Source organism: Alphaproteobacteria bacterium (assembly GCA_033344895.1).
Classification (GTDB): Bacteria; Pseudomonadota; Alphaproteobacteria; order UBA8366; family Aestuariispiraceae; genus Pacificispira.
On sequence record JAWPMN010000001.1, the window covers coordinates 376,458 to 391,173 of the forward strand.

Annotated in this window: 14 protein-coding genes; 12 read left to right on the forward strand and 2 right to left on the reverse strand. The window is 63.1% G+C overall.

The window, feature by feature from the left end:
- Nucleotides 1-109: 109 nt before the first annotated feature.
- Nucleotides 110-838 carry a transporter substrate-binding domain-containing protein gene (locus R8L07_01740; GenBank protein ID MDW3204236.1) on the forward strand — a complete coding sequence of 243 codons (729 nt, stop codon included), beginning with the start codon at nucleotides 110-112 and terminating at the stop codon, nucleotides 836-838.
- A gap of 45 nt (nucleotides 839-883) precedes the next feature.
- On the opposite strand, the gene R8L07_01745 is transcribed toward R8L07_01740, so the two are convergent.
- On the reverse strand, nucleotides 884-1,564 hold the full coding sequence (locus R8L07_01745; protein ID MDW3204237.1) for a fumarate hydratase C-terminal domain-containing protein: 681 nt from the start codon (nucleotides 1,562-1,564) through the stop codon (nucleotides 884-886).
- Nucleotides 1,525-2,490, reverse strand: a complete 966-nt coding sequence (locus tag R8L07_01750; GenBank protein ID MDW3204238.1) for a fumarate hydratase — start codon at nucleotides 2,488-2,490, stop codon at nucleotides 1,525-1,527. The genes R8L07_01745 and R8L07_01750 overlap by 40 nt, the downstream gene beginning before the upstream one ends.
- A gap of 174 nt (nucleotides 2,491-2,664) precedes the next feature.
- Here R8L07_01750 and R8L07_01755 point away from each other — a divergent pair, with 174 nt between their 5' ends.
- From R8L07_01755 to R8L07_01805, 11 genes are all read left to right on the forward strand, one after another.
- Nucleotides 2,665-4,860: a type I secretion system permease/ATPase gene (locus R8L07_01755; GenBank protein MDW3204239.1), complete on the forward strand. Its 2,196-nt coding sequence runs from the start codon at nucleotides 2,665-2,667 to the stop codon at nucleotides 4,858-4,860.
- Nucleotides 4,847-6,310: an HlyD family type I secretion periplasmic adaptor subunit gene (locus R8L07_01760; GenBank protein MDW3204240.1), complete on the forward strand. Its 1,464-nt coding sequence runs from the start codon at nucleotides 4,847-4,849 to the stop codon at nucleotides 6,308-6,310. The genes R8L07_01755 and R8L07_01760 overlap by 14 nt, the downstream gene beginning before the upstream one ends.
- Before the next feature lie 222 nt (nucleotides 6,311-6,532).
- On the forward strand, nucleotides 6,533-8,557 hold the full coding sequence (locus tag R8L07_01765) for a TonB-dependent hemoglobin/transferrin/lactoferrin family receptor (protein MDW3204241.1): 2,025 nt from the start codon (nucleotides 6,533-6,535) through the stop codon (nucleotides 8,555-8,557).
- Between the two features lie 6 nt (nucleotides 8,558-8,563).
- Entirely contained in the window at nucleotides 8,564-8,752 is a 189-nt protein-coding gene (locus R8L07_01770) for a hemin uptake protein HemP (protein ID MDW3204242.1), read from the forward strand.
- Nucleotides 8,753-8,772: 20 nt separating this feature from the next.
- Nucleotides 8,773-9,738: a TonB family protein gene (locus R8L07_01775; protein ID MDW3204243.1), complete on the forward strand. Its 966-nt coding sequence runs from the start codon at nucleotides 8,773-8,775 to the stop codon at nucleotides 9,736-9,738.
- A gap of 29 nt (nucleotides 9,739-9,767) precedes the next feature.
- A complete protein-coding gene (locus tag R8L07_01780; GenBank protein MDW3204244.1) occupies nucleotides 9,768-10,841 on the forward strand; it encodes a ChuX/HutX family heme-like substrate-binding protein in 1,074 nt (357 codons plus the stop codon).
- Nucleotides 10,838-11,515: a MotA/TolQ/ExbB proton channel family protein gene (locus tag R8L07_01785; GenBank protein ID MDW3204245.1), complete on the forward strand. Its 678-nt coding sequence runs from the start codon at nucleotides 10,838-10,840 to the stop codon at nucleotides 11,513-11,515. The genes R8L07_01780 and R8L07_01785 overlap by 4 nt, the downstream gene beginning before the upstream one ends.
- Nucleotides 11,512-11,934, forward strand: coding sequence for a biopolymer transporter ExbD (locus R8L07_01790; protein ID MDW3204246.1), 423 nt, complete (start codon nucleotides 11,512-11,514; stop codon nucleotides 11,932-11,934). The genes R8L07_01785 and R8L07_01790 overlap by 4 nt, the downstream gene beginning before the upstream one ends.
- Before the next feature lie 16 nt (nucleotides 11,935-11,950).
- Nucleotides 11,951-12,841 carry an ABC transporter substrate-binding protein gene (locus R8L07_01795; GenBank protein ID MDW3204247.1) on the forward strand — a complete coding sequence of 297 codons (891 nt, stop codon included), beginning with the start codon at nucleotides 11,951-11,953 and terminating at the stop codon, nucleotides 12,839-12,841.
- On the forward strand, nucleotides 12,838-13,893 hold the full coding sequence (locus R8L07_01800; GenBank protein MDW3204248.1) for an iron ABC transporter permease: 1,056 nt from the start codon (nucleotides 12,838-12,840) through the stop codon (nucleotides 13,891-13,893). Before R8L07_01795 ends, R8L07_01800 begins: the two co-directional genes overlap by 4 nt.
- On the forward strand, nucleotides 13,890-14,660 hold the full coding sequence (locus R8L07_01805; GenBank protein MDW3204249.1) for a heme ABC transporter ATP-binding protein: 771 nt from the start codon (nucleotides 13,890-13,892) through the stop codon (nucleotides 14,658-14,660). Before R8L07_01800 ends, R8L07_01805 begins: the two co-directional genes overlap by 4 nt.
- Nucleotides 14,661-14,716: the final 56 nt, after the last annotated feature.

The following is a 14,716-nucleotide window of genomic DNA, read 5'->3' on the forward strand; positions in this document are numbered from 1 at the left end:
GAACGGCATGCGTCGTTCTTTTTCCCGAAAGCTTGTGATACAATGGAAACACAACCCCAAAGTGCTCTTTGGGCTCGGCATCCGCTCAATCGTTCTATGAAAGGAACAGATGATGAAGCGATGCACCATGATAGCGGCGGTCGCCCTGACCCTTTCAATGATCGGCGCCCTCCAGCCGATCCGATCACAAGACGCCGGCGATACGGTCGTCTTTGCCGTCGGGGAATGGCCGCCTTTCGTCTCGGAAATCGAAACCGGTTACGGAATTCACCCGCGCCTCGTCACCAGGGTCTTCGAAGACGCCGGGTACAAGGTGGCATACGACTTCATGCCGTGGCAGCGTGCGGCAGCCTCAACCAAGGCCGGTCAGTATGTCGCGACCTTTCCGTGGCAGAGAACCGGCGCACGGTCCGAAGATTTCCTGATTTCGGAGAAGTCGCTGGGCCCGAACCTTTCCGTCGCCTACTACGAAGCGGCACGCTTTCCGGAGGGGCTTCGTGGCACAACGCTGGAGGCTCTGGCGGCGGAAGGCTACAGCTTCGTCGGTGTCCGGTCCTACATACACACCCAGAAACTGACCGAAATCGGGGCCAGACTTCACATCGTCAGCAATTCGGAGCTGGCCTGGAAGATGCTGTCGCGCGGGCGCATCGACATCTACATAGACAATGAAATCGTCGGAGACATCGAAAGGGTCGATTTTCTGGGAGAGAAGCGAGCCGCGGATTTTGCGAAATCGACCCCGATCAGCGACGACCCGTTGTTCATAATGTTCAGCCGGAGCCACCCGGACAGTCGCAAGCTGCTGGAGGTCTGGGACAGTTCAATGTCCCATTGACCCCTGGCCGGCCCAGTCGCCACGCACATTGCTCAGGCACCGCCGTCAGATGACCTCGTCGGATCGGTCGTCGGTTTCGCCATAGCGGCGAAGCGCCGGCGGGCGCGTGCCCTCGTACAACCGGTCCAGATTGGCGGCAATCTTCGCATTCTCTCGCTCGAACAGGCTGTTTCCCTGCAGGTCGGATTCGACAATGAAGGGGCCGAACTGCGCGACCTCGAAGCACCACAACGCCTGCGCAAGGCCCAGTTCATCGATCCAGTCGACGCTGTCGACGGACCGAACGCCACGCCCCAGCAAGGCCCCTGTTCCGTAGCCGACCGTCGTCAGATAGATCGCCCCGTTCGGGACGAAGTGACGCTTGTAGTCTTCAGACGTCATGCCGCCCTTGCCGATCACGATCTTCACGCCGGATATCCGGAACCAATCGTCCAGCCATTTCGAGAACCGAAAGGACGCCGTTCCGGAAAGCGCCCCGACTTCATAGCCGCCCTTCCCGTCCGGCGTGGCGGCGGGGGAACAGTGGAAATTGACATTGGATTTCCGCAACAGGCCGTCCGGTAGGCCGTGGCCCTCCTCCAGAACGCGCTTATAGACGCCCTCCCGTCCAGTGAAGACGTGCCCCTCCAGAAAGACGATGTCACCCAGCGCCAGACCGCGCAGATCGTCGGTGGCAACCGGCGTCTTCAGCGTGTGGCGGTTGAGCGTTGCTCTTCCAGCGGCCATTCGACCGTCTCCCGTCGCATGTAGGGGGTGAACCATTGCGGGTCGGTTCGGTATTCGATCCGCCCGTCGGCGTGGATGCGCGCGCAGGCCCGGCGCGAGGACAGGCAGAATGCATGGACGCTCATCGGCATGCCGCCGGTATGGCAGTAGCCGACCTCGATATGGCAATCGACAACCATGGACTTGCCGACAAATCCCATCGCGCCCATGCCGATGGAATTGCCAAGATCCATCAATTCCTGCTCCAGCGCGGCAATCTTCGGGTCGGGGTTGCGATCGCCGACAACACGCAGACAGGCCGCCTGCTTGCCCAGCACCATGGTCGCGTCCTTGGACCCGCCCAGGCCTATGCCGATAATCGCCGGCTGACAGGCCAATCCCCGTTTCCCGAAAGCAATGAGACTGTCCAGATAGAACCGCTTGATCCCCTCGATCCCGTCGCCGGGAAACAGCATCCGGTAATCGGTGCCGAACAACCCGCCCTTGTGCACCGTGGTCAGGTCGATCCAGTCGCCCTCGGGCTCGAACGCGTATTCGATCTCCGGTGCGCCGATACCGACATTGTTGTTGTGATCCGTTCGCCAGAGCGGATGAACCCGATTCGGCCGCAACGGCACACTTCGGGTCGCGTCGGCGGTCGCGCCCCGCAGCGTCGCCTCCAGCGCGATTGGCCCGCCGTCGATGCGCGCCTCGTTCCCCAACTTCACGTACCAGCGCGGTACGCCGGTATCGGCGCACATGGCGCGGCGATCCTGTTTCGCCGCCTCGTAGTTCTCCAGCATGGCGCTCAGTACGAAAGAGGATAGATCCCCATCCTCCTGGTCTGCGGCGGCCTTTAATCCGGTCAGATAGTCGTCCGGAATTTCGATTGCGGCGCGGGCCATCAGTTCGTCGGCCGCCTGCCGCAGGACCTCCTGTCCAATCATTGCTTTCCACCCTGATAGCATTCCCCGGCAACCTTAGCATGTTCGACGCCGTGGGACGATTCGGCAACGCCCGGCGCAAAAGCCGAAAACCGCTGAGGCAAAATCCCGGCAAGGACGTGTTGCTTTCGGGTCATTTCGTGTAAGAGAAGTAAATTCGGGTAGTTAGGCGGACGTATGGCGGGGCCGGAGACAGACGAGACGGCAGCGGCGGAAGGGCCGGCAGCGGAAGGCGCAACACAGGAACCGGTGGATACCGGCGCGTTGTGCCTCGTTACGCTGTTGCGTTTCCTGGAATTGCCGGGCGACGCGGCACAATTGCGCCATCAGTTCGGCGAACCCGGCAAGACCATGTCTGCCGAAACCCTGGTACGCGCGGCCAAACGCCTCGATCTCAAGTCCCGGATCGTCAAGAGCCAGTGGAAGAAGCTGGATGGCACGCCGATGCCCGCCATTGCCGAGTTGAAGAACGGCAATTTCATTCTGATCGGCGGCATTCGAGAAGGCAAACTGCTGGCTCAGGACCCGACTACGGGGAAGATGGGGGCACTGGACCAGGCCCAGTTCGAGGAGATATGGACAGGCCGCCTGATTCTGGCCACCCGACGGACCAAGATCCTGGGCAAGGGGTCGAAATTCGACATCTCCTGGTTCGTCCCAGCGATCCTGAAATACAAGCGCCTGTTTATCGAGGTCCTGATCGCGTCCTTCTTTCTGCAGGTCTTCGGCCTGGTCTCGCCGCTGTTCTTTCAGGTCATTATCGACAAGGTTCTGGTCCATCGCGGACTGACGACACTCGACGTCCTGATCTTCGGCCTTGTCGTCGTGTCCGTCTTCGAAGTCTTCATGGGGATATTGCGGACCTATATCTTCTCGCACACGACGAACCGGATCGATGTCGAACTGGGCAGTCAGCTCTATCGTCACCTGCTTGCCCTGCCGCTCAGCTATTTCGAAAGCCGTCAGGTCGGCCAGTCCGTCGCGCGGGTTCGCGAACTGGACAGCATTCGCAACTTCATAACCGGCAGCGGCCTTACCCTGCTGATGGACCTGTTCTTCACGGTCGTCTTCTTCGCCGTCATGTGGCATTTCAGCCCGCTGCTGACGATGATCGTGCTGGGCTCTATCCCGTTTTACGTTGCGCTGGCCTTCTTCGTGACACCGGTTCTGCGCGCCCGGCTGGAGGAAAAGTTCCAGCGCAGCGCCCAGAACCAGGCGTTCCTGGTCGAAAGCGTGACCGGCGTGGAGACGATGAAGGCCCTGTCCGTCGAGCCACAGTCCCAACGCCGATGGGAAGAGCAACTGGCAGGGTATGTACAATCGGCCTTCAGGACGGCGCAGTTGGGCAATGTCGCCGGACAGTCGACCCAGCTGATCAGCAAGGTCACGATGGCGTTGACCCTCTATTTCGGGGCGACGGCAGTGATTGCGGGTGACCTCACCGTCGGGCAACTGGTTGCCTTCAACATGCTGTCGGGGCGGGTTACCGGACCGATCCTGCGGCTGGCGCAGCTATGGAACGACTTCCAGCAGGCGCGCATTTCCGTCGAGCGGCTGGGCGATATCCTGAACACCCCGACCGAACCGCAATACAATCCCAACCGCGCCACGCTGAAGGATATCGAAGGCAATGTCGTCTTCGAGAATGTCACCTTCCGATACCGCCCGGACCTGCCGGAGGTCCTGCGCCGCATCAACCTGAACGTCCCTGCCGGGCAGATTGTCGGCATTGTCGGTCCGTCGGGGTCGGGCAAGTCGACCCTGACCAAGCTGGTACAGCGCATGTATGTGCCGGAAAGCGGGCGTGTCCTGGTCGACGGCGTCGACCTGGCAATGGTCGACACGTCCTGGCTGAGGCGACAGGTCGGCGTGGTGCTGCAGGAAAACCTGCTCTTCAACCGGTCGATCCGGGAAAACATTGCACTGGCCGATCCCGGCATGCCGATGGAACGCGTTGTCGAGGCCGCAAAGATGGCCGGCGCGCACGATTTCATCACTGAACTGGCCGAAGGCTACGATACCCTGGTTGGAGAACGCGGATCGAACCTGTCCGGCGGTCAGCGTCAGCGCGTTGCGATCGCCCGGGCGCTCGTCACCAATCCACGAATTCTGATCCTCGACGAGGCGACCAGCGCCTTGGACTACGAATCCGAACGCATCATCCAGCAGAACATGCGCCGGATCTGCGAGGGCCGTACGGTCCTGATCATCGCACACCGTCTGTCGACGGTACGGACCGCCGACCGGATCGTGACCATCGACAAGGGGGAGCTGGTCGAGGACGGAACCCACGAGGAACTGCTGAAGACCGACGGCCGATACGCCCGCTTGTGGCGCATCCAATCCGGGGAGATCGCCGATGCCGCCGAATGACGGCACGCCGGTCGGCCGGATCACGCCGACCAAGGTCCCCGCGGATCAGGCCAATCCGGGAACGCCGGACGGATCCGATGCGGCGCCGCAGAAGCCGGCGGCAAAGCCTCCCCCGGCGCGGAAGCGGCCGGAAGGAGAGGCGCGCGAATTCCTGCCCGCGGCGCTGGAAATCCTGGAAACGCCAGCCAACCCGGCCGGCCGGGCGCTGGCATTGCTGCTGGCAGCACTGTTCGTCATCGCCCTGGCCTGGGCCTATATCGGCGAGATCGACATCGTGGCGGTGGCACAGGGCCGGATCGTCCCGGTCGGTGGCGTGAAACAGATCCAGCCGCGCGAAATCGGTAATGTCCGTGCCATTCACGTCAGCGACGGCCAGCATGTGGAAGCCGGCGATCTGCTGATCGAGCTTGATCCGACGGAAAGCGAGGTCGACAAGGACCAGTTGATCCGGGAACGCATGGAAGCCGCCGTAGAAGTGGCCCGGCTGACCGCGTATATCAACGGTCTGCGGGGGCTGCCGCCTGGCTATGACCCGCCGGACGGCATCGACGACCCGGCGATCATCGCCATGCATGCCAGCCGCCTGGAAAGTGACCTGGCCGCTTTCGAGGCCGAGATCGCCTCGCTGGACGCGGAGTTGAGCCGCCGCATCGCCGACCGTGCCGCGATTCAGGCAGAGGTGGAGAAACTGCGCGCCGTCATCCCGCTGATGGCAGAGCGTGAGTCATCCCTTCTGCAGCTGCTGGAGAAGGGACACACGCCGAAGCCGGTCTGGCAGGAAGCCAAGACCCTGCTGATCGAGACGCGTCATAACCTGACCATTCAGGGACACCGTCTTGCGGAGGCGGAAAGCGGCATGGAGGCCGCCGTCAAGGAACAGAACCGCATGGTTGCCGACCGGCTGCGCGAGGCCTATGCGGAACTGACCGAAGCCAGAAAGAACCTGAAACAATCCGACCTTGCCTTGCGCAAGGCCCTGGCGCGGGAAGACCTGCATCGGCTTCATGCCCCTGTCAGCGGCACCGTCCAGCAATTGGCGGTCCACACGGTGGGCGGCGTCGTTCAACCCGCGGAACCGCTGATGGTGATCGTCCCGGACGACGTGCAACTGGAGGCCCGGGCACAGGTTCTGAACAAGGATCGCGGATTCGTCGATTTCGGCGACGCGGCCGAGATCAAGCTGGAAGCCTTCAACTTCACCAAATACGGCACGCTGGACGGGGAGGTCCGCACGGTTTCCACCGATGCGGTCGAGGACGAGAATCTCGGTCTGGTCTACGACACTCGGGTCACGCTATTCGCGGACAGCATTCGGGCGGACGGCAAGGATGTGCCGCTCAGTCCCGGCATGTCCGTGACCGTCGAAATCAAGACCGGAAAACGCAGGATCATCGAGTTTCTGCTGTCTCCGCTGCAGCGCTATCAGGACGAGGCGATCCGAGAGCGCTGATTTTTCCCGGCTTCGTGAGGTCGTCGGACTTTCCCGTCGGCACACCGGCACTGCGGCTACTTGACAATCATTCGCAACAGGTGGATAACCCACTCGCATTTATGCGAATGACTCGCAGTTGCATGACAAGCCGAGCCAGCCCCGCCGTCTATCGGGTTCGCCAGCCAGGCGTTGAAAACAGTGCGTCGCAAAGAACGCACGTAAGACGCTGGAGCGATTTTGATGACCGAGCCGACGACCGCGCCCCCCCGAATGAGAGTTTTGAGCACCACGGCCCTGGCCGGAGCAATGCTGGTAATGACGGCGACCGCCGCACAGTCGCAGGATGCCGACCGCGACCAGGGCGCCGTGACCAGCCTGGACGCCATGACCGTGACCGCAACACGGACCGAGAAGTCGGCAATTGAAGCCCCTGCGTCGGTCAGTGTCGTGGATCGCGAGGCAATCCTGCAGGCACAGCCGCAAAGTCTGGACGATGTCCTGAAAGGCGTTCCGGGCGTCCAGATGACCGGCGGCCCCCGAAACACGGCCGAGCAGCCCAATATTCGCGGCTTCAGCGACGAGCGGGTCGTCGTGATCACCGACGGCGTCCGCAAGAACTTCCAATCCGGCCACCGTGGACGGACGTTTCTGGATCCGACCCTGCTGAAGAGCGTCGACGTTCTGCGCGGCCCCAGCTCGATGCTCTACGGTTCCGGCGCGCTGGGTGGGGTTCTGTCGATCGAAACGATCGACGCCTCAGATTTGCTGAAGCCTGGAGAAAAAGTCGGCCTTCGCACCTCGATTGGTGGCCAGTCCAACAATGCCTACAAGAGTGCCAACGTCACCGCATTCGGCACGCCTTTGGACGGGGTCGACCTGCTGTTCAGCGCGTCTCGACACACGTCGGGCAATTACGAGGATGGCGACGGTCAGGACATCCCCTTCTCCGCCGACGACATCGGGTCCGCACTGGCGAAGGGATCGGTCGAGCATGAGGGGCATGAAGTCGAACTCAATCTTCAGCTCTTTCGGGACGATCACGAAATCCCGACCGCGGCGAACACCAACGGCACCGTCATCGCCGACCGCGTTACCCGTGAGGAATCCGGCAGCCTGCGCTATGGCTACAACGACATGGAGGGCCTGCTGGACCTGACGGTCACGGCCTATTCGAACAACGCTTTCATTCGTGAGATCGTCCAGACCAGCGGCCGGCATGATGTGACCAAACTGGACACGCTGGGGATCGACGTCGCGAATACCAGCCGCACGACCCTGAGTGAGGATGCGAAGCTGGCCCTGACCTATGGCTTCGAGCTGTATCAGGACGATCAGGAAGGTGTCCGGAACGACGCCCCACGCGGGCAGTATCCCAACGCGAGCCAGATCACCCAGGGCTATTTCGCCCAGGCGGAGTTCACCCTTTGGGACGATCTGACAGTCATACCGGGGCTGCGCTACGACACCTATGAACAGGAAGCCGCCGGCAACCGGGATGTCGGGGACAGCAAGCTTTCGAAGAAGCTGGCCCTGTCCTATCAGGCCACTGACTGGCTGATGCTGTTCGGGTCTTACGCCGAGGCCTTCCGCGCCCCCTCCCTGACGGAGCTTTATGTCAGCGGTACACACTTCGTCTTCAACACCTTCGTGCCGAACCCGGATCTGACCCCGGAATTTGCAAAGAACAAGGAAGTCGGCGCGGCGCTCAGCTTCGATGATGTCGTGGAGGAGCGCGATGCGCTTCGCATCAAAGGCGCCGTGTTTCAGAACGATGTCGAAGACCTCATCGAGCAATCCGTCCAGGGCGGCGCGTTTGGAACCACGACGACCTCCAACGTGCCGGAAGCGCGCATTCGCGGGGCGGAGCTGGAAATTCAGTATGAAGGTCCGATGTTCTTTTCCGGCCTGTCGGCGACCCGCATGCGCGGCGATGACCTGACCCAGGGTGACGCGCTGGCCGATATCCCGGAAGACCTTGTGACGCTCACCGCGGGCCTCCGCTTTGCAGATCTGGGTCTGACGACCGGCTGGCGGTCGATGCTGTTCTTCGGCCAGGACCGTACATCAAGCACCGGCACGGCCCATCCCGGCAAGAAAATGGTCCATGACCTGTTCGTGTCCTACACGCCGAACGATCCGCAACTGGACGGGCTGCGCGTGGATTTCGGGATCGACAACATCTTCGACAATACCTACCGGCGCTACCCGTCAGAACTCAACGAAACCGGCCGCAACGCGAAGCTGACGGCCAGCCTGCAGTTCTGACCATCCATGACCAGCGAGAAGGATCCGAACATGACCCTGCACCGACCGACATCTGCCGGCACACGCCTGTCCGAACCGCCTGTGCTTTCCAGTGACGAACTGTTGCAGGAAAAGGGCGAGATCCTGATCGAACATCGTGGTGAGCGCTATCGCCTGCGCCGCACGCGCCAGGACAAGCTGATCCTGACCAAGTAGGCATGTTGCGGGCGGCTACCATGATTGGACCACGTTCCAGGGCGCCTGTCCGGCTGCATCAATCCGACCGGGCCCTTTCCGATCGGACCGATGGAACCGGGCGCGCCCTGGCCTTCTCGGCCCTGGCCGCCTCCCTGGCGGTGCATTGGGCGATCATGTCGACCAGCAATTCCGGGGGCGCGCTCAGCCTGGGCGCGTCCACCGCGCTGAAAACGTCCATTCAGATTGCCGCCGTCAGCAATCCCGCGGATACGCTTCCGCCGGCCCCGCCAAGGCACTCGCCGCATCCGACCGCAGTCCAGGCTGCGCAGGCCGATCCGCTGCCGCAGCCGATGACGGCAACGGTTCCGACGGAATCACCGACGCTGGCCCCTGTCGAAATCACCGACCTCGGCCCGCAGCCGATCACCACGACGGTTCCGATTGCGCCGCCGGTATTGGAACCGGTTCGGATCACGGAAGAAAAGCCGGCGAAGCCGCCCTTCCAACCCATGGCGAAGCCAGCGGAACCGCCCCGGCCGGAACCGGCAATCGAGCCCGCACCAAAAGCACCGACGGAACCAGTCGCGAAAGCCATCGCGGAAACGCCGGCCCGGCCGGTTGAGTCGGCGCGATCCGACACGGTCCAGAGCGCCACCGCGGATCCTGTCCCGGTTCTGACGCGCGAAACCGGTGCTGCTGCCGGCGGCGCTCCCGCCGCGGACCCCGTTCTGGTAACCGAGCCGCGTTTCAGGGTGCCGCCGACCCCGCCCGCCTACCCACCCGTCGCCCGACGACGAAACGAGGAGGGTACGGTTGTCCTGCGTGCCCTCGTTTCGCCCGGCGGCGACACACAGCGAATCGAAATCTGGCAATCCTCCGGTTTCTACCGTCTGGACGATGCCGCGCGTGCGGCCGTCGAGGATTGGCATTTCGAGCCGGCCCGGAAATCCGGACTGGCGGTCGCGTCCTGGGTCCAGGTGCCCATCCGTTTCCGACTTGATTGATCCGACCTGCCTCAAGGAGCCCGTCTGCCATGCCCGATACGCCTGAAATCTTCGAATCCAACGACCTGTTGAGCCGCTACAACGCGCTAAAGGCCGACAATCCAATGGTCCGCGGGCGCGATGCGGCCACCCAACTGGGCGCCAGTGAGGGAGAACTGGTCGCCGCCCGATGCGGGGAGGAAGTCGTCCGCCTGAAAGCCCCGTTCAAGGATCTGATCGCGGCCCTGCCGGAACTGGGGCGGGTCATGGTCCTGACCCGGAACGAGACCGTCGTTCATGAGCGCAAGGGCGTCTTCGGCAATATCAGCCTGGACGGCCATGTCGGCCTGGTGCTGAACGAGACGATCGATCTGCGGCTGTTCCTGAATTTCTGGACACATGGTTTTGCGGTCGAGGAAACGGTCCGCAGCGGACGACGGCGCAGCCTGCAGTTCTTCGACCGGTCCGGCATGGCCGTTCACAAGGTCTACCTGCTGGACGAGAGCGACACCGAGCGGTTTGACGCCCTTATCGACGCCCATCGTGACTCCGATCAGACGCCCGGGATCAAGGTCAAACCCTATGGTGAACCGAAGCCCAATGCCGCCACATCGGAAGTGGATCTGGACGCCTTTCGGGCCGAATGGGCCAATCTGCAAGACGTCCATGACTTTCATGGAATGCTGCGCAAACACAGGCTGGACCGGCTTCAGGCGCTGCGACTGGCGGAGGACCGCTTCGCGACGGTTCTGCCGGTCACGGCCCTGCGCTCAGCGCTGGAAAAGGCCGCCGCCCGCCAACTTCCGATCATGGTATTTGCCGGCAACCGGGGCTGCATCCAGATCCATTCCGGACCGGTATCGAACATCCGTCCGATGGAAAACTGGGAGAATGTTCTGGACCCCGACTTCAACCTTCATGTTCGGTCCGACCGGCTGATGACGGCCTATGCCGTGCGCAAGCCGACGGTGGACGGAATCGTTACGGCGCTGGAATTCTACGACATCGACGACACCCACGTGACGCAGTTCTTCGGCGTCCGCAAACCCGGTCAGCCGGAAAGTGAGGATTGGCGGACGCTGGTTGCGGACATCGAGGCCGAACGGGAAGAGGTCCCCGCATGATGGGACTTCCGGAGATCGATGTGTCACTGCTGCTGACGCGCCTCGGGCCGGTCGGCATTCCCTTGGCCCTTTGTTCGGTAGTCGCGCTGGCAGTCGTGCTGGACAAGACCGTCCGTGCCATTTGCACCCAAAGGATCGACATGCAGCGGCTGCGCGGCCTCGCCGACACCGCCCGTCGGGATGGCCCCTCCGCTGTGACGGCGGGGATCGGCCGACTGCCGGAGCCATTGCGCAGCGGTGCGGCGGTGCTGATGGATCCTGTGCATGCCGACAGGGCACAACGTGAGGACGCTGCCTCACACTGGCTGGATCAGCAGCGCAGCACGATCAACCGTGGCGTCGGTCTGCTGCACCTGATCGCCGGGCTGGCCCCGATGCTGGGGCTTCTCGGCACAGTGATCGGGATGACCGTCGCCTTTCGCGATATTGCCGGACATGACGGCCCGGTCCATCCAGCCCTTCTGGCGGATGGATTGTGGCAGGCCCTGCTGACCACGATCGTCGGCATGGCAATCGCCCTGCCCGCAACGGTCGCAGCGTGGATTTTCCAGGCGATGACCGAGCGGCGCATATCCACATTGGCTTCGGCCCTGACGATCCTCTCTTTGTCCCTCGAGCACACGCCTGCCCAGTCCGCGCACTTCGGCACGCATCTGGCGGAGGCGGCGGAATGATCCGTGCGTCTCAGCCCGACGCTGCTTCCGGACCGCGTTTCGGAGCGGATCTGACACCGCTGATCGATGTTCTGTTTATGCTGATCGTCTTCATGGTGCTGACGGCGAACAGTGCGCAGTTGGCGGTCGAGGCGGACCTGCCCAGTACGGAGGAATCGGGCTTGTCCCTGCCCAGTCCGGAATCGCCGCTTACCATAACCATCCGCGCGGCGGGCAACGCGTATTCAGTCGATGAGGTCGACTATCCCGACTGGTCGGCCGCCCGCACAGCCATGCAGTCGGCGCTGGAAGCCGACCCGGACCGACCCGTCGTGCTGGCGACCGAACCCGATGCCCCCGTTCAGCGTCTGATCGATGCCATGGCCTATCTGCAGCGGGCCGGCATTCCCGACGCCCAAATACTCCTGGAAGCCCGATAGGAAAGGCATGCCCAACATGACTATGTCCCGACGCGCCCTGCTGGCCGGTATGGCCGCCGCCCCCCTGCTGCCCAAACTTGCCGTCGCCCGCGACACCAGCCGCATTGTCTCGATCGGCGGATCGGTAACGGAGACGATATACTTCCTAAGCGAAGAAGCCGGTCTGATCGGGGCTGACACGACGTCGCTCTTTCCCGCTGCGGCCATGGAACTGCCCAAGGTCGGCTATATGCGCAATCTGTCGGTCGAAGGCGTGCTGTCACTCGACCCCAGCCTGATGCTCGCCGTTGAGGGATCCGGCCCGCCCAATGCCCTGGACAGCCTGCGCGACGCCGGGCTGGACCTCGTCATGGTGCCAGAAGCCCACGACATTGACGGCGTCATCACGAAGATCCGCACAATCGCGGATGTACTGGGGGTCCCGGAGAAAGGCCGCACCTTGATACGCGACGTGGAAATCCGGGCGAATACGGTCACCGAAGCCATTGCCGGAAAGACCAGGAAGCCCCGCGTCCTGTTCCTGCTGGATTTTCGGGAAGGATCATTGATGGCGGCCGGCCGAAACACCGCCGCGGAGGGAATCATTTCCCTGGCGGGGGGCGAGTTGGTTTTTGACGACTTTCAGGGTTACAAGCCGATTTCCACAGAAAGCGCGTTGAACGCCGATTGCGACGTGATCCTGATGATGGACCAGACTGTCGAGCGCCTGGGCGGACCGAACGCCGTTTTGGACCTGGGGCCGATACGGCCGCTGCGCGCAGCGCGGGAAGGCCGTCTGATTTCCATGGACGGGCTGTTGATGCTCGGTTTCGGGCCCCGCACACCGGACGCGATGGTCGCGCTGGCCACCCACCTGTATGGTCCGGATACCCTCTCCGTGACCCTGCCCGCCCTGATCCCGGCATGACGACGGCCGAAATGCTGGATCCGGGTCTGCGTGCCCGGCGGCGGGCAAGCCTGCTGGCGGCCCTGTCCGTTGCTGTGGCCGTGACCGGAATCGCCTGTCTTTCCATCGGCGCCTATTCCGTCCCGCCGATCAGCGTGCTGGAGGCCGTGTTCCTGGGCGGGGACAGCCGCGCAGATCTGGTCATCGCCCAGGTCCGCCTGCCGCGCATCGTCTTCGGTCTACTGGTCGGCGCGGCACTGGGGGGCAGCGGCGCGGCGCTGCAGGTACTGTTCCGCAACCCGCTGGCCGATCCGGGTCTTATCGGCATTTCGTCGGGCGCCGCTTTGGGTGCGGTCACGGCCATCGTACTGGGCGGCAGCCTCGCCCCGGCGGTCATGTCGGTGATGTCGATCTACGCCATTCCTTGCGCCGCCTTTATCGGCGCGGGCCTCGCAACCCTGGCCATCGTCACCATCGGCAACCGGCGCGGAAAGGTGGATGTCGCGCTGATGCTGCTGGCAGGCATTGCCATCAACGCAATCGCCCAGTCGGGGATCGGCGGCCTGTCCTTCATTGCCGACGATCAGCAATTGCGCACCCTGACCTTCTGGACGCTAGGCAGTCTGGCAATCGCCGGATGGGACGCGCTGCCGCTCATTGCCGTATGCGTACTGATTCCGATGGCGCTGATCGCATCCCAGGCCAGCGCCCTGAACCGGTTCATGCTGGGCGAGGTCGAGGCCGCCCATCTGGGGCTCAACGTGAGGAGATTGAAACGGATGATCATCCTGTCGGTCGCGCTGTCGGTCGGCGTGGCGGTTTCCTTTTCCGGGGCGATCAACTTTGTCGGGCTGGTCGTTCCGCATGTGGTTCGGATCGTCGCTGGCGCAGACAACCGGATTGTTGTCCCCGGCTCCATGTTGTGCGGCGCCATCCTGACCGTACTGGCCGATCTGGCTGCCCGCATGGCGGTGATACCCGCGGAACTGCCGGTCGGGCTGGTCATGGGCGCGGTCGGCGGGCCGTTCTTCCTTTGGCTGCTGTTGCGCACCCAATGGAGACGGTCGATATGATGGAACTGCGCAACGTCGACGTCGAACGCGGCGGAAACCGCGTTCTGCAAGGTTTCGACATAAAGGTGGCGCCCGGCGAGATCGTCGCCCTGGTCGGCCCGAACGGCGCCGGAAAATCCACAGCACTGGGGGTTCTTGCCGGTGACATTCGACCTTCGCGCGGTGCGGTGACCCTGAACGGTCACGACGTGGCAACCCTGCGCATGACGGAGCAGGCGACCCTGCGCGCGGTCATGCGGCAAAGCATCGACATTCCCTTCGCCTTTACCGTGACGGAAATTGTGGAGATGGGCCTGTTGATGCGCAGCGGCGACCGCGGCGCCGGCGACATCATCGAACGTGCCATCGCCCGCTGCGGGTTACGGGACCTGGCCGACCGTCCGATCACGCAACTGTCCGGCGGCGAGCGCCAGCGCGTATCCCTTGCCCGCGCGCTGGTTCAGATCGAATCCAGCCCGGCCTACGGCGACCCGCGATTCCTGCTTCTGGATGAGCCGACGGCCAGTCTCGACCTGACGCATCAGGCAGCGATCCTGCATACGGTCCGCGAACTGGCTGCAGAAGGAATTGGCGTCCTGGCGGTACTGCACGACCTGAACCTTGCGGTGGTGATGGCCGACCGGATTGCCGTCCTGTCGCGGGGCATCAAGGTCGCCGACGGTCCGCCGGGTGAGGTGGTCACGGCAGAGCGTGTCTCGTCCGTCTATGACACCAGAATTGATATAGTGGAGACCAATGGGCGCCGACTCGTCGCCATCGGCACCTGACCATACCGCTCAGGCCTTTCACTCCGGTCGGACGCCTCCTAAACTCCGCGCCGATT

Excerpts from the sequence above, each read along its gene's own strand:
- R8L07_01740 (MDW3204236.1), top strand. The coding sequence starts at position 110 with ATGATGAAGCGATGCACCATGATAGCGGCGGTCGCCCTGACCCTTTCA.
- R8L07_01745 (MDW3204237.1), bottom strand. The coding sequence starts at position 1,564 with ATGGCCGCTGGAAGAGCAACGCTCAACCGCCACACGCTGAAGACGCCG.
- R8L07_01750 (MDW3204238.1), bottom strand. The coding sequence starts at position 2,490 with ATGATTGGACAGGAGGTCCTGCGGCAGGCGGCCGACGAACTGATGGCC.
- R8L07_01755 (MDW3204239.1), top strand. The coding sequence starts at position 2,665 with ATGGCGGGGCCGGAGACAGACGAGACGGCAGCGGCGGAAGGGCCGGCA.
- R8L07_01760 (MDW3204240.1), top strand. The coding sequence starts at position 4,847 with ATGCCGCCGAATGACGGCACGCCGGTCGGCCGGATCACGCCGACCAAG.
- R8L07_01765 (MDW3204241.1), top strand. The coding sequence starts at position 6,533 with ATGACCGAGCCGACGACCGCGCCCCCCCGAATGAGAGTTTTGAGCACC.
- R8L07_01770 (MDW3204242.1), top strand. The coding sequence starts at position 8,564 with ATGACCAGCGAGAAGGATCCGAACATGACCCTGCACCGACCGACATCT.
- R8L07_01775 (MDW3204243.1), top strand. The coding sequence starts at position 8,773 with ATGATTGGACCACGTTCCAGGGCGCCTGTCCGGCTGCATCAATCCGAC.
- R8L07_01780 (MDW3204244.1), top strand. The coding sequence starts at position 9,768 with ATGCCCGATACGCCTGAAATCTTCGAATCCAACGACCTGTTGAGCCGC.
- R8L07_01785 (MDW3204245.1), top strand. The coding sequence starts at position 10,838 with ATGATGGGACTTCCGGAGATCGATGTGTCACTGCTGCTGACGCGCCTC.
- R8L07_01790 (MDW3204246.1), top strand. The coding sequence starts at position 11,512 with ATGATCCGTGCGTCTCAGCCCGACGCTGCTTCCGGACCGCGTTTCGGA.
- R8L07_01795 (MDW3204247.1), top strand. The coding sequence starts at position 11,951 with ATGACTATGTCCCGACGCGCCCTGCTGGCCGGTATGGCCGCCGCCCCC.
- R8L07_01800 (MDW3204248.1), top strand. The coding sequence starts at position 12,838 with ATGACGACGGCCGAAATGCTGGATCCGGGTCTGCGTGCCCGGCGGCGG.
- R8L07_01805 (MDW3204249.1), top strand. The coding sequence starts at position 13,890 with ATGATGGAACTGCGCAACGTCGACGTCGAACGCGGCGGAAACCGCGTT.